Below are 13,281 nucleotides of genomic sequence, written 5' to 3'. Positions count from 1 at the left end.
GGAACGTTCGACGGCCGGGGAGAGGAGGAGGACGGGATCAGGGACCGCCGTCACTCGCCCCGCGCCCGCAGCACCAGCTTGTTGACCACCCACAGCGCGATGCCGATCGCCAGCAGTACACCGGCCCGGATGTAGACGTCCGCCGCCCGGTCCGCCATCGGGCTGGCCAGGACGATCGCGGTCACGGCGCCGAGGACGGGCAGGGCCGTGGGAGTACGGAAGTGCGCGTGCGGCACCGGGTCCCGGCGCAGGACCAGCACCGCGATGTTGACCACGGCGAAGACGCACAGCAGCAGGAACGACGTCGTGTCGCCGAGCCCTTCGATCTCGCCCGTCGACACCAGCCCGATCGCGATGGCCGTGACGAACACGATCCCGGCGATGGGCGTCCTGCGGTTGGGGAGGACGCGGGCCATGCCGCGCGGGAGGATGCGCTCGTTCGCCATCCCGTAGCAGAGGCGGGAGGCCATCATGATGTTGATCAGCGCCGAGTTGGTGACCGCGAACAGCGCGATGAGGGCGAACAGCTTCGGCGGGAAGTCGACCCCGCCCGCCTTGACGACTTCGAGCAGCGGGCCCGAAGAGCCTTCCAGCACCTTGTAGTCGACGAGCAGTGAGGAGACGAGGCCGACCAGGACGTAGATCGTGCCGGTCACCGCGACGCCCAGGAAGATGGCGCGGGGGAAGGTGCGCGCCGGGTTCTGTGTCTCCTCGGCCATGTTGACCGAGTCCTCGAAGCCGACGAACGCGAAGAACGCCAGCGCCGTCGCGCCGAGCACCCCGGTGAACAGCGCGTAGCCCGTCCCGGACGTCTCGATGTCGCCGAGCCGCGACGGCTCCCCCTCGCCCGTGATCACGGCCCACGCCCCGATCGCGAGGATGATCACCAACCCGGTCAGCTCGACGAGGGTCAGCACCACGTTCGTCTTCACCGACTCCGATACGCCGCGCAGTGCCAGGGACGCCAGGGCGAGCACGAAGAGGATGGAGATGAGCGTCGGCGAGACGTCCACGAACTCCTGGAGATAGTCGCCGCTGAAGGCGCGGGCGGCGGCGCTCGCGGACGACAGCCCGGAGCACATCACCATGAACGCGATGATGAAGGTCAGGAAGGGAACCTTGAACGCCTTCTGGGTGTAGAGCGCGGCTCCCGCGGCCTTCGGGTACTTGCCGACCAGCTCCACGTACGACGCGGCCGTCAGCAGCGCGACGACGAAGCCGATCGCGAACGGCAGCCACAGGGCGCCGCCGACCTTTCCGGCGACCGAGCCGGTGGTCGCGTAGATGCCCGTGCCCAGGATGTCGCCGATGACGAAGAGGATCAGCAACTTCGGGCCGATGGCGCGCTTGAGCGGGGTGCCGTCGTCCGGCGCGCTGCTCTCGGTGGAGGAGGTGTCGGCGGTCATGGAAGTGCGGCTACCCCGTGGCGCACCTCACATCACGTCAGGATGCCCCGCACCCCTCGTATGGGAGGCGCGGAGCGCCGGCCGCGCGCGGTTCTTCGACGTCAGTCGCGGAGAAGCCCGCCGGTCAGCGCGTCGCGCTGGGCCGCGCCGCTCTCGGCGACGATCTCCTCCACGGTCTGCTGCGGGCGCGCGAGCGCGAAGCGCACGCCCCCCGGCGCTGACGGGTCGTCCGCGAACCCGTACACCGCGGGCCTCGGCAGGCTGTTGTACGCGAAGTGGTTGGAGAAGTAGTACGCGCCGGTGTCGAGCAGCGCGGCCAGATCGCCCGCGGCGAGCAGCGGCAGCGGCCGGTTCTCCGCCACCAGGTCCCCGGCGAAGCAGCAGGGGCCCGCCACGTCCTGCGCCACCGGAGGACCGCCCTTGGGCAGCCCCTTGGCGTCGTAGGCCCGTACGCGCAGGGGCCAGGACTGCGGGGCGAAGGCCGTACGGGTGGCGAGCTGGGCACCCGCGTGGGTGACCGCGATCGGCCGCCCGCCCGCCGACTTGGCGTACTCGACACGGGCCAGCACCAGCCCGTTCTTGGCGAGCAGCGAGCGGCCGAACTCGGTGACCAGGCCGTACCGGCCGTCGAGCAGCCCGGGCACGGTGGCGGCCAGCAGACGGGCGTGGCCGGCGAAGTCCGGTGGGGTGTCGGAGGCGAAGTCGACCGGCAGGCCGCCGCCGATGTCGAGGGTGGTGACCTGGCGCCGCCCGGCCTCCGCGTTGATCTCCTCGGCGAGTTCGTAAGCGGCGCGCGTGCCCGCGGCCATCGCCGCGGGCTCCATGCCCTGGGAGCCGGCGTGGACGTGCACCTGGGTCAGCCAGGGCCGGTCGAGGAAGGCGCGGACGACGCGGGCCCGCACCTCCTCGGGCGTCCCTCCGTCCGGCCCGTCGTCGCGCAGCGGCACCCCGAACTTCGAGGTGGCCGTGGCGGTGGACAGCGCGTCGATGGCGCCGCCCCCGATCTGCGGATTGATCCGCAGGCCCAGTGGCGGCAGCCCGTCCGGACCCGGCGCGGCCAGCGCGTCGAGACGGGCCAGCTCCTCCCAGTTGTCGGCGTTCAGGGCGATCCCGAGGTCCAGGGCCTCGCGCAGTTCACCGTCCGTCTTGGCGGGCGAGTCCAGCACCGTACGGGACGCGGGCACGCCCGCCGCCCGAGCCAGCGCCAGCTCCCCGGGGCTCGCGACCTCGGCGCCGAGCCCCTCGTCGGCCAGCAGGCGCAGAACCGGCACCAGCGACGCGGCCTTGACGGCGAACGCGTGGAGGACGTCCGTGCCGGGCGCGGTGACCTCGTCGAACGCGGCGCGCAGCGCGGCGGCGGACGCGCGGATCCCGGTCACGTCCAGCAGCCCGGCGACCGGTGACGCCTCGGTGATCAGTCCCTGCTCGACGGCCGCGCGCACGGCACGGTCCCGGCGGGCGACGGGCCCGTCCCCGCCCCGGCCCTCCGGGGCGCCGCCCGGCTCGTCGTGCGCGTGGGCTCCTGCGGAATCCTCGGTGCTCATGGGCCCACTCCACCACCCCAGGGCGGGACCTGCCCATCGTTTCCGGGCGTGCGGCTGGTTACAGTGGCGCCCGCCGAGCGAGGAGGAGCCGTGAACGGGGCACAGGGACAGGCGGGGCGCATGCTGGGGGCCAACCTCCGCGCGCTGCGCACCGAGCGCGGCCTCTCGCTCTCCGAGGTCTCCCGCAGGTCCGGCGTCGCCAAGAGCGCCCTCTCGCAGCTCGAGGCCGGACACGGCAACCCGACCATCCAGACGGTGTTCTCTCTGTCGAACGCTCTGCGGGTCCCGGTGTCCGATCTGCTCGTCGAGCGGACCGAGCCGGACGTGCTGCTCGTCCGCGGCGCCGGCCTCGACGTCCTCAGCAGCGAGGCCGTGGATCTGCGCCTGCTGCGCCGCGTCGAGCCCCGCGGCGGGGTGCTGGAGGTCTACGACCAGCGCGTGCGGCCGGGCGAGCGGCAGACCTCCGACGGCCACCCCGGGCTCGAACATGTCGTGGTCACCAAGGGTGTGCTGCGGGTCGGACCGCCCGACGAACCGTACGAGCTGGGCCCCGGCGACTACGTCTGCCTGCCCGGATCCCGTCCCCACATCTACGAGACCGCGGGCGAAGTCCCGGTGACGTCCGTGCTGTTGCTGGAGTACCCGGACGGCGCGGGTATTGACCCCGCAGGCCCGCCTCATTAGCGTCGTCACCGTTCTCTGAAGAGAACGATTCCCGAGCCAGGGAACGGCGGTGCCGTGCATGCACGTCCTCCGGCAACACCCCGACGTGGTCGTCGTCGGCAGCGGCATCACCGGTGCCGCCTGCGCCGAGTCCCTCACCCGGCGCGGCGTGCGCGTCACGGTCCTCGACCGCGGGCCGCTGGCCTCCGGCACCACCGCGTGCGGCGAGGGCAACCTCCTCGTCTCCGACAAGGCCCCAGGCCCCGAACTCGCCCTCGCCCAGGCATCCTTGCGCCGCTGGCCCGCCCTGCTCGCGGAGCTGGCCGAGGAGCTGGGGCCGCGGAAGGCCGCCTGCGAGTACGAACCCAAGGGCGGCCTCGTCGTCGCCCTCGGCGAGCGCGACGTGCCCGGGCTGCGCGCCTTCGCCGCCGCCCAGCGCGCCGCCGGGGTCGAGGTGCGCGACCTCTCCGCGGCCGACGTCCCGGCCTACGAGCCGGGGGTGACGCGCAGGGCCCGCGCCGCCGCGTTCTATCCGGAGGACGCCCAGCTCCAGCCCGTCCTCGCCGCCACCGCCCTGCTCGCCGCCGTCCGCGCCCGCGGAGGCCGGGTCCGTACGGGCGTCCGCGCGACGGGGGTCCACCACGGCGCGGACGGGCGGGTGCGCGCCCTGCTCACCGACGAGGGGCCCGTCCCGTGCGGCGCGGTGGTCAACGCCTGCGGCCCGTGGGCCGGTTCGTTCGCGGAGGCGGCGGGCGCGCCGCTGCCCGTCCTGCCCCGCCGCGGCCTGGTCCTGGTCACCGCGCCTCTGCCGCCCGGCACCGTGCGGCACAAGGTCTACGACGCCGACTACGCCGCCGCGGTCGGCAGCGGCCACGCCGACCTGCAGACCTCGACGGTCGTCGAGGCGACCCGGGCCGGGACCGTGCTCATCGGGTCGAGCCGGGAGCGCGTGGGTTTCGACGAGCGCGTACGCCTGCGAGTGCTGCGCGAACTCGCCCGCAAGGCCGCGGCCCTCTTCCCCGCCCTGCGGGACGTCCACGCCCTGCGCGCGTACGGCGGCTTCCGCCCGTACACCCCGGACCATCTGCCCGTCATCGGCGAGGACCCGCGCCGTCCCGGACTGTGGCACGCGGGAGGACACGAGGGCGCGGGGATCGGACTGGCCGCCGCCACGGGCGAGTTGCTGGCCGAGCTGTACGCGGGACAGCCCCCGCACCTGGCCCCCGAGCCGTTCCGGGTGGACCGGCCGGGCCTGTCGACCGAGGAGGACCCATGCCGGACGTGACCGTCGACGGCGAGGCGCACGCCTACGTGCCCGGCAGCACCGTCGCGGCGATCCTCCTCGCCGCGGGCCGCCGCTCCTGGCGCAGCACCCGCCACGGCGGCAGGCCGCGCGGTGTGTTCTGCGGCATCGGGATCTGCCACGACTGCCTCGTCACCGTCAACGGCCTCGCGAATGTGCGCGCGTGCCTGCGCGAGGCCGCCCCGGGCGACGCCATCCGCACCGGCACGACGCCCGACGACGAGGAGGAGCGGTGACCTGGGGAGGGGCGGTGACGGGTGGCGGGGCGGTGATCGTCGTGGGCGCCGGGCCCGCGGGGACGGCGGCCGCACTCGCCGCCGCGGACGCCGGGGCCCCCGTCGTCCTGCTGGACAACGCCCCCCGCGCCGGCGGCCAGTACGACCGTCAGGCCCTCACCGGCCGGCGCCGGATCTCCCGCCGCGAGGAGGCCCTCGACGCCCATCCCCGGATCGACCACCGGCCCCGCACGTCCGTGTGGGCGCTCGAACCGGGCGGCCCGGACGGCATGCTGGTCCACGTCCAGCAGGGACCCGCCGACGCCGCCCGCCCCGTACGGACGCTCCGGGCGTCCGCGCTGATCCTGTGCACCGGCGCGTACAACCGTGCTCTCCCGTTCCCCGGCTGGGATCTGCCCGGGGTGGTCACGGCGGGTGCGGCGCAGGCCCTCGTCAAGGGGCAGGGGATCACGCCGGGCGGCCGGACCCTCCTCTCGGGCACGGGCCCGTTCCTGCTGCCCGTGGCCTCCGCCCTGCTGTCCGCCGGGGCGGATGTCGCCGGGGTGTACGAGGCGGGATCGCCCACCGGCTGGCTGCGCAGCCCGCTCACCGCGCTCCGCGACGGCCGCTCCAAGCTGCCCGAACTGGCCGCCCACACCGCCCGGCTGGCCCGCCACCGCGTCCCGTACCGCGTGCGCACCGCCGTCGTCGCCGCCCACGGCCGGGACCGCGTCGAGTCGGTGACCCTCGCCCGCCTCGGCCCGGACTGGACCGTCCGCGGCAGCCGCCGGGTCGCGGCGGACACGGTCTGCGTCGGCTACGGCTTCACACCCCAGCTCGAACTGGCCGTGGCCGCCGGATGCGTCGTGGGGGACGGCGGGTTCGTGGCGGTCGACGCGCACCAGGCCACCTCCGTACCGGGGGTGTACGCGGCGGGCGAGATCACCGGCATCGGCGGAGCCGAACTCGCCGCCGCGGAGGGGGAGGTGGCGGGCGCGGCCGCGGCTCACGGCCTCGCCGTCGGGGCGCCCGCCGCCTCGCCCGGACGATCCGCGCGCCGTGCCGCGGCCCGCGTCAGTTCGGGACGCCGCTTCGCCGCCGCGCTCGCCGCGGCCCACCCGGTCCGTCCGGGCTGGCGGAGCTGGCTGACGGACGACACGCTCGTCTGCCGCTGCGAGGAGGTCTCCTACGGGGAGCTGCGGGCGGCGGTCGAGGACCGCGGCGCGGACGGGATGCGGGCCCTCAAACTCACCAGCCGCGCGGGGCTGGGCGCCTGCCAGGGGCGCGTCTGCGGGCGTGCCGCGGCCGAGCTGGCGGGCGTCCCGGAGTCCCACCGCAGACCGATCGCCCAGCCGGTGCGGCTGGGCGACCTGGGCGAGGCGGGCGGCTTCGGTGACCTGTCCGAGCAGGGCGAGCCGGATGACCTGGGCGATGTGGACGACGTGGTCCCGCCGGGGTGCCGTGACCGTCCGGGCCCGGAGTGAGCGCAGAGCCCGTGAGCCGCCCGTGACGGCAGACCCGTAGGCCCCCACCCGTCCGCACAGCCCCGTGAGCGCGAGAACCGTCAACTGCCGTAGACGCCCGACCCCTTGGAGGACTCCATGCCCCAGCCCCCCGCCCAGCCCGGTCCCAAGTCCCACGCCGCCCGCCTCACCGGGGTCATCGTCGCCACCGCCCTGCCCTACGCCGAGGACCCCGACGCCCCCGCGGGTCTCCGCCCCGACCTCGACGCCTACGCCGACCACTGCCGCTGGCTGATCGACAACGGCTGCGACGGCGTAGGCCCCAACGGCTCGCTCGGCGAGTACTCCTCGCTCACCGACGCCGAGCGCCGCGCCGTGGCCCGTACGGCCGTCGACGCGGTCGGCCCGGACGGTCTCGTCGTCGTCGGGGTGCACGGCGCCGGTGCGCACCAGGCGCGCCGTCACGCCGAGATCGCCGCCGAGGACGGCGCCGACGGCGTGCTCTGCCTGCCGCCCACCCTCTACCGCGCCAACACCGCCGAGATCGTGCACCACTTCGAGGAGGTCGCGAAGGCGGGCCTGCCGGTCATGGCGTACAACAACCCGCTCGACACCAAGGTCGACCTGACCCCGGAGATCGTCCGCGAGATCGCGGCCATCGACAACGTCGTGGCGGTCAAGGAGTTCTCCGGCGACGTGCGGCGCGTGCTCCACCTCCGGGAGCAGGCGCCGGACCTCGCGGTGGTCGCCGGTGCGGACGACCTCGTCCTGGAGGCCCTGCTCATGGGCGCCACGGGCTGGTTCGCCGGGTTCCCGAACGTCTTCCCGGCCGAGTCCGCCCGCCTCTTCGCCCTGGCCCGCGCGGGCCGTCTGGCCGAGGCGCGGGAGCTGTACGAGCCGCTGGTCGCCGCCTTCCGGTGGGACTCCCGCACCGAGTTCGTACAGGCGATCAAGCGCGCCATGGACCTGGTGGGCCGCTACGGCGGTCCGTGCCGGCCGCCGCGCGGTCCCCTCTCGCCCGGTCAACTGGCCGAGGTGGACGCGGACATGAAGCGCGCCACGCAGGCCCTGGAGGCGGCCGGCGGGCCGTCCACCCTGCCCGAGGCGGGCCGGCGCGACGCCGCCCCGCACCACACCGACCCGCACCACACGGCGCACGAGGCCGCCCGATGAGAGCCGCCCGCTGCTTCCACGCCGTCGACTCCCACACCGAGGGCATGCCCACGCGCGTCGTCACCGGGGGCATCGGCCCCGTCCCCGGCGCGACCATGGCCGAGCGGCGCCTCCACTTCGCCCGGCACCTCGACCCCGTCCGTCGCCTGCTGGTGAACGAGCCGCGCGGCCACGCCGCCATGAGCGGGGCCATCCTCCAGCCGCCGACCCGGCCGGACGCCGACTGGGGCGTGCTGTTCATCGAGGTCTCCGGCTGTCTGCCGATGTGCGGGCACGGCACGATCGGGGTGGCCACGGTCCTCGTCGAGACCGGCATGGTCGAGGTGACCGAGCCGGAGACGGCCGTACGGCTGGACACCCCGGCCGGCCTGGTCGAGGCGCGGGTCGCCGTACGCGACGGCCGCGCGGAGGCCGTCACGCTGCGGAACGTGGCGTCGTACGCCCATGAACTCGACGCCGTGGTGCAGGTGCCGGGCCTCGGGGAGATCCGCTACGACATGGCGTACGGGGGCAACTTCTACGCGATCACGCCGCTCGACCGGCTCGGCATCCCGTTCTCCCGCGACCACAAGGACCGGATCATGGCCGCCGGTCTGGCGATCATGGACGAGATCGATCGGCAGCGGCCGCCGGTCCACCCGGAGGACCCGGGGATCACCGGCTGCCGCCATGTCCAGTTCACTGCCCCCGGCGCCCCGGCGCCGGACGGCGGGCCCGCCTCGGACGCGCGCAACGCGATGGTGATCCACCCCGGGTGGTTCGACCGTTCCCCCTGCGGCACGGGCACCAGCGCCCGTATGGCGCAGCTCCATGCGCGCGGCGAGCTGCAGGTCGGCCGGGACTTCGTCAACGAGTCCCTCATCGGGACGCGGTTCACCGGGCGCCTGACCGGGACCGCGCGGGTGGGGGAGCGGGACGCGGTCGTGCCCACGGTGACGGGGCGGGCATGGATCACGGGCATGGGCCAGTACCTGCTCGACCCGCGGGACCCGTTCCCCGCCGGGTTCACGCTGTAGCCCGGACGTCCGGCCCGCGGCCTCCGGGGGAGACCGCGGCCCGGCCGGCGGCCGCCGTCCTGCCCCTGCGCCCTGTTGACTACGTCTATTCATCTCGGGAGTATGTGAATAGCTCAATCCAATCGACGGCTGGGAGGCTGGGCTCATGTCAGGACCGCGACCCGTGCGAGCACCGCGTGGTACGGAACTGAGCGCTCGGGGATGGCAGCAGGAAGCCGCCCTGCGGATGCTGCAGAACAACCTCGACCCCGAGGTCGCCGAGCATCCGGACCAGCTCGTCGTCTACGGCGGCACGGGCAAGGCGGCCCGCGACTGGCGCTCCTTCGACGCCATGGTCCGCACCCTGCAGACGCTGAAGCAGGACGAGACGATGCTCGTCCAGTCCGGCCGGCCGGTCGGCGTCATGCAGACCCACGAGTGGGCGCCGCGCGTGCTCATCGCCAACTCCAACCTCGTCGGCGACTGGGCCAACTGGGAGGAGTTCCGGCGCCTGGAGGCCCTGGGCCTCACCATGTACGGCCAGATGACGGCCGGTTCATGGATCTACATCGGCACCCAGGGCATCCTCCAGGGCACCTACGAGACCTTCGCCGCCGTCGCCGAGAAGCGGTTCGGCGGCACGCTCGCCGGGACCATCACCCTCACCGCCGGTCTCGGCGGCATGGGCGGCGCGCAGCCGCTCGCGGTCACGATGAACGACGGCGTCGTCCTGTGCATCGACTGCGACCCGCGCGCCATCGACCGCCGGATCGAGCACCGCTTCCTGGACGTGAAGGCCGACTCGCTCGACCACGCGCTGCGGCTGGCCGTCGAGGCGCGCGACCAGCGCAAGCCTCTGTCGATCGGTGTGCTGGGCAACGCGGCCGAACTCCTCCCGCAGCTGCTCGCGATGAACGCCCCCATCGACATCGTCACCGACCAGACCTCCGCGCACGACCCGCTCGCGTATCTGCCGATCGGCGTGGACTTCGACGACATGGCCTCCTACGCGGCCGAGAAGCCCGCCGACTTCACCCAGCGCGCCCGCGAGTCCATGGCCCAGCACGTCGAGGCGATGGTCGGCTTCATGGACGCCGGTGCCGAGGTCTTCGACTACGGCAACTCGATCCGCGGCGAGGCCCAACTCGCCGGGTACGATCGGGCGTTCGCGTTCCCCGGTTTCGTCCCCGCCTACATCCGCCCGCTGTTCTGCGAGGGCAAGGGCCCCTTCCGCTGGGCCGCGCTCTCCGGCGACCCCAAGGACATCGCCGCGACCGACAGGGCGATCCTCGACCTCTTCCCGGAGAACGAGTCCCTGGCCCGCTGGATCCGGATGGCCGGCGAGCGCGTGCACTTCCAGGGCCTCCCCGCCCGTATCTGCTGGCTCGGCTACGGCGAGCGGGACCGCGCGGGAGAGCGCTTCAACGACATGGTGGCCTCGGGCGAACTGAGCGCGCCGCTGGCCATCGGCCGCGACCACCTCGACTGCGGCTCGGTCGCCTCCCCGTACCGCGAGACCGAGGCGATGCTCGACGGCTCCGACGCGATCGCCGACTGGCCGCTCCTCAACGCCATGGTCAACGTCGCCTCCGGCGCGTCCTGGGTCTCCCTCCACCACGGCGGTGGCGTGGGCATGGGCCGCTCGATCCACGCCGGCCAGGTGACGGTCGCCGACGGCACGCCCCTCAGCGGCGAGAAGATCCGCCGCGTGCTCACCAACGACCCGGGCATGGGCGTGATCCGCCATGTCGACGCGGGCTACGAACCGGCCGACGCCGTCGCGCGGGACCGCGGCGTCCGTATCCCCATGCGGGAGGGCGAATGACCGGCACGGAAGGCGGGCGCCGGGAGGCACCGGCGCCGCCCTCGTTCCACACGATGTGGGCCGACCTGCTGCCGATCGGCCGCCACGCGGACACCGGCGGCTACCGCCGCTACGCCTGGACCGCCGCCGACGCCGACTGCCGCGCCTGGTTCCAGGCGCAGGCCGAGTCCCGCGGCCTGACCTACGAGCTGGACCGCAACGGCAACCAGTGGGCCTGGTACGGCGACCCGGAGGCCGGGGACGCCGTCGTCACCGGATCGCACCTCGACTCCGTACCGGACGGCGGCGCGTTCGACGGCCCGCTCGGTGTCGTGTCCTCCTTCGCCGCCCTCGACACGCTGCGGGCGCGGGGGGCCGCGCCGGACCGCCCGCTGGCGATCGTCAACTTCGGTGACGAGGAGGGCGCCCGCTTCGGCCTCGCCTGCGTCGGATCCCGCCTGGCCGCCGGGCAGCTCACCGCCGAGCAGGCGCACGCCCTGCGCGACGCCGACGGCGTGACCCTCGCGCAGGCGATGGAACGCGCCGGGTACGACCCGGAGGCGATCGGGCCCGACCCCGAACGCCTCGCCCGCATCGGCGCGTTCGTCGAACTGCACGTCGAGCAGGGCCGCGCCCTGGACCGTACGGGTCACGCCGTCGGTGTCGCGTCCGCCATCTGGCCGCACGGGCGGTGGCGGTTCGACTTCCGCGGTGAGGCCAACCACGCCGGGACCACGCGGATCGAGGACCGTCGCGACCCGATGCTCACCTACGCGGCCACCGTGCTCGCCGCCCGGGAGAAGGCGGCGCGCGCCGGTGCGCTGGCCACCTTCGGCAAGGTCGGCGTGGAGCCGAACGGCGTCAACGCCATCGCCTCCCTCGTCCGCGGCTGGCTCGACTCCCGCGCGGCCGACGAGCACACGCTCGCCACCGTCGTCGGCGAGATCGAACGCGCGGCGGCCGGACAGGCCGCGCGCGACGGCGTCGAGGTGAGCGTCACCAGGGAGTCCTTCACCCCCGTGGTGGAATTCGAGCACGGGCTGCGTGACAAACTCGCCGCTCTGCTGGGGACGGACGGCGCGCCCGTCCCCGTGCTGCCCACCGGTGCGGGCCACGATGCCGGTATTTTGTCGGCCTCGGTGCCCACCGCCATGCTGTTCGTACGGAATCCCACCGGCGTCTCGCACTCGCCTGCCGAGAGCGCCGCCGAGGACGACTGCGTCGCCGGTGTCACCGCACTCGCCGACGTACTGGAGGGGCTCGCGTGTCGCTGACACCGCAGACCTACTGGGCCGAACACGCATGGCTGAACGGCACGGTCGAGCAGCAGGTGCTGATCGAGACAGGATCCGACGGGCGGATCACGACGGTGCGCGCGGACACCTCCACCGCACCGCCCGGCTCGGTCGCCCTGCCCGGCCTGACCGTCCCCGGCCTGGCCAACGCCCACTCGCACGCCTTCCACCGCGCCCTCCGCGGCACGGTCCAGGTCGGCTCCGGCACCTTCTGGACCTGGCGCGAGATCATGTACCAGTTCGCCGCCAAGCTCACCCCTGAGACGTACTTCGACCTGGCCAAGGGCGTGTACGCGGAGATGGCCCTGGCCGGGATCACCGCCGTCGGCGAGTTCCACTATCTCCACCACGCCCCGGAGGGCGAGCGCTACGCCGCCCCCAACGCCATGGGCGAGGCCCTCGTCGCGGCCGCGGCGGCCGCCGGCATCCGCATCACCCTCCTCGACACCTGCTACCTGGCCTCCGGCTTCGGGACGGGCCGCAGCGGAGCCCCGCCGGACCGCCACCAGCTGCGCTTCAGCGACGGCACCGCCGAGGCGTGGGCGGAGCGCGTCTCGGCCTTCCCCCGGGACGCGCTGGGCACGCATGCGCGGCTCGGCGCCGCCATCCACTCCGTACGCGCCGTCCCCGCCGCGGAGTTGGGGACCGTGGTCGCCTGGGCCGACGACAACGAGACCCCTCTCCACATCCACCTCTCCGAGCAGACCGCCGAGAACGACGCCTGCCGGCGGGCCCACGGCTGCACGCCCACCCGGCTGCTCGCCGACCACGGGGTCCTCGGTCCGCGTACCACCGCCGTCCACGCCACCCACCTCATCGCGGGGGACATCGCCCTCCTCGGCGGCTCGTCCACCGGCGTGTGCATGTGCCCCACGACCGAACGGGACCTCGCGGACGGCATCGGCCCGGCCAAGCAGCTCAACGACCGGGGCAGCACGCTGAGCCTCGGCAGTGACAGCCACGCCGTCATCGACCTGCTCGAGGAGGCCCGCGCGCTGGAGCTCGACGAACGGCTCCGCACGCGCACCCGCGGACACTGGACGGCCTCGCAGCTCATGCGCGCGGCGACCGCCGACGGGCACGCCGCCCTCGGCTGGCACGACGCGGGCCGCATCGAGAGCGGCGCGCTCGCCGACTTCACGACAATCGCGCTGGACTCCGTCCGCACCGCGGGGACACTGCCCCGGCTGGCCACCGAGACCGCCATATTCGCCGCGACCAACGCGGACGTCCGGCACACCGTGGTCGGAGGGCGCCACATCGTCCGCGACGGGGTCCACCAACTCGTGCCCCACGTCCCGGCGTCGCTCGCCGAGGCGATCGACGCCCTGAGGGTCTGACGGGTCCACCGCACCGCCCCGACGCCACGACCCGCGCGGCGACCCGCGCGGACGGAACCACTGCGGCCCTCACCCCCGCG

11 protein-coding genes are annotated in these 13,281 nt (G+C 74.2%); 9 read left to right on the top strand and 2 right to left on the bottom strand.

Annotation, left to right across the window (positions count from 1 at the left end; translation table 11 throughout):
* Positions 1–50: 50 nt before the first annotated feature.
* Positions 51–1,406: an APC family permease gene (locus tag ABZ822_RS00295; RefSeq protein WP_360845124.1), complete on the bottom strand. Its 1,356-nt coding sequence runs from the start codon at positions 1,404–1,406 to the stop codon at positions 51–53.
* A 101-nt stretch (positions 1,407–1,507) separates the two neighbouring features.
* Positions 1,508–2,950 (bottom strand): diaminopimelate decarboxylase, encoded by a 1,443-nt coding sequence (locus tag ABZ822_RS00290; protein WP_360845122.1) that lies wholly within the window; start codon positions 2,948–2,950, stop codon positions 1,508–1,510.
* A gap of 90 nt (positions 2,951–3,040) precedes the next feature.
* Here ABZ822_RS00290 and ABZ822_RS00285 point away from each other — a divergent pair, with 90 nt between their 5' ends.
* The 9 genes from ABZ822_RS00285 (at position 3,041) to ABZ822_RS00245 (ending at position 13,201) form a co-directional block, all read left to right on the top strand.
* A complete protein-coding gene (locus ABZ822_RS00285) occupies positions 3,041–3,634 on the top strand; it encodes an XRE family transcriptional regulator (protein ID WP_360845120.1) in 594 nt (197 codons plus the stop codon).
* Positions 3,635–3,692: 58 nt separating this feature from the next.
* Positions 3,693–4,898 carry an FAD-dependent oxidoreductase gene (locus ABZ822_RS00280; protein WP_360845117.1) on the top strand — a complete coding sequence of 402 codons (1,206 nt, stop codon included), beginning with the start codon at positions 3,693–3,695 and terminating at the stop codon, positions 4,896–4,898.
* A complete protein-coding gene (locus ABZ822_RS00275; RefSeq protein WP_360845115.1) occupies positions 4,886–5,152 on the top strand; it encodes a (2Fe-2S)-binding protein in 267 nt (88 codons plus the stop codon). Before ABZ822_RS00280 ends, ABZ822_RS00275 begins: the two co-directional genes overlap by 13 nt.
* Positions 5,149–6,615, top strand: coding sequence for an NAD(P)/FAD-dependent oxidoreductase (locus ABZ822_RS00270; protein ID WP_360845114.1), 1,467 nt, complete (start codon positions 5,149–5,151; stop codon positions 6,613–6,615). The genes ABZ822_RS00275 and ABZ822_RS00270 overlap by 4 nt, the downstream gene beginning before the upstream one ends.
* Positions 6,616–6,732: 117 nt before the next feature.
* The gene (locus ABZ822_RS00265; RefSeq protein ID WP_360845111.1) at positions 6,733–7,767 is read left to right on the top strand and encodes a dihydrodipicolinate synthase family protein; all 1,035 of its coding nucleotides are present in this window, start codon (positions 6,733–6,735) and stop codon (positions 7,765–7,767) included.
* Positions 7,764–8,783, top strand: a complete 1,020-nt coding sequence (locus ABZ822_RS00260; RefSeq protein ID WP_360845109.1) for a proline racemase family protein — start codon at positions 7,764–7,766, stop codon at positions 8,781–8,783. Before ABZ822_RS00265 ends, ABZ822_RS00260 begins: the two co-directional genes overlap by 4 nt.
* 145 nt (positions 8,784–8,928) lie before the next feature.
* Entirely contained in the window at positions 8,929–10,587 is a 1,659-nt protein-coding gene (gene hutU, locus ABZ822_RS00255; protein ID WP_360845107.1) for a urocanate hydratase, read from the top strand.
* On the top strand, positions 10,584–11,840 hold the full coding sequence (locus ABZ822_RS00250; protein ID WP_360845106.1) for an allantoate amidohydrolase: 1,257 nt from the start codon (positions 10,584–10,586) through the stop codon (positions 11,838–11,840). Before hutU ends, ABZ822_RS00250 begins: the two co-directional genes overlap by 4 nt.
* Positions 11,831–13,201 (top strand): formimidoylglutamate deiminase, encoded by a 1,371-nt coding sequence (locus ABZ822_RS00245; protein WP_360845103.1) that lies wholly within the window; start codon positions 11,831–11,833, stop codon positions 13,199–13,201. The genes ABZ822_RS00250 and ABZ822_RS00245 overlap by 10 nt, the downstream gene beginning before the upstream one ends.
* The last annotated feature ends 80 nt before the right edge of the window (positions 13,202–13,281 follow it).

Origin of the sequence: Streptomyces sp. NPDC047108 (assembly GCF_040643575.1) — a bacterium.
Classification (GTDB): domain Bacteria; phylum Actinomycetota; class Actinomycetes; order Streptomycetales; family Streptomycetaceae; genus Streptomyces.
Note: the sequence above shows the minus strand (reverse complement) of the source record. Positions and strands in the feature narration are given on the sequence as shown.